The following is a 501-nucleotide window of genomic DNA, read 5'->3' on the forward strand; positions in this document are numbered from 1 at the left end:
ATCAAGCAGTGCACGCTGAACAGCCCGTCGGGATCGGTCCAGACCTCTTCCGCGCTGAAACCGGCTTCGGCGGCGAGCGCGTGGAAACCGTCGGTGCGGTACTTGTAGGAGCACTCGGTGTGGATGCTCTCGCCCTCGGCGAAGTCGAACAACTGGCCGGCTACAGCCACCCGCTGTGTCCGGGTGCTCAGCAGGTGCATCTCGATGCGGCTCAACTCCGCGTTAAAGAAGGCTCGATGGCGGAAGGCGTCCAAGTCGAAGTCGGCGCCGAGCTCGCGGTTGATGCGCGTCAGCAGGTTCAGATTGAAGGCGGCGGTGACACCGTCGGAATCGTCGTAGGCGGCCTCGAGGCGTCCCGCATCCTTCACCAAATCGACGCCGATCAACAACCGCCCGCCGGGGCCGAGTAACTGCCCGATCCGGGTCAGCAGCCGCGTCGCATCCATCGGCTCGAAGTTGCCGATGGACGAGCCCGGGAAAAAGGCCGCCCGCGGATGTTCA

At 64.7% G+C, this 501-nt stretch carries 1 protein-coding gene; it reads right to left on the reverse strand.

The window, feature by feature from the left end; all coding sequences use genetic code 11:
• The coding region (locus tag CKO31_RS26495) for an L-histidine N(alpha)-methyltransferase (RefSeq protein WP_200244026.1) at positions 1 to 501 on the reverse strand (501 nt) is incomplete at both ends.

The organism is Thiohalocapsa halophila, from assembly GCF_016583825.1.
Taxonomy (GTDB): domain Bacteria; phylum Pseudomonadota; class Gammaproteobacteria; order Chromatiales; family Chromatiaceae; genus Thiohalocapsa; species Thiohalocapsa halophila.